This is a genomic window from Streptomyces sp. a15, from assembly GCF_059026085.1.
Map to the genome: position 1 here is coordinate 1 of NZ_JBWLKM010000316.1, position 281 is coordinate 281.

The following is a 281-nucleotide window of genomic DNA, read 5'->3' on the forward strand; positions in this document are numbered from 1 at the left end:
TTCGACCTGCTGCACGCCGGGCACGTCGGACTGCTCCAGGCCGCCCGGCGTCTCGGCGACTGCCTGGTCGTCTGCGTCAACTCGGACGCGTCGGTGCGGCGGCGCAAGGGTGCGGAGCGGCCGGTGAACCCGCTGGCCGACCGCGTCCGCGTGCTCAGCGCCCTCGCCTGCGTCGACGCCGTCGCCGTGTTCGACGAGGACACCCCCGAGCGGCTGCTGGCCGACCTCCGCCCGCAGGTCTGGGTGAAGGGCGGCGACTACTCCGGCGCAGACCTGCCCGA

At 74.7% G+C, this 281-nt stretch carries 1 protein-coding gene; it reads left to right on the forward strand.

Features of this window, described 5'->3' with window-relative positions; all coding sequences use genetic code 11:
* On the forward strand, positions 1-281 hold a 281-nt coding region (locus AC5P09_RS52295), incomplete at both ends, for an adenylyltransferase/cytidyltransferase family protein (RefSeq protein ID WP_493880674.1).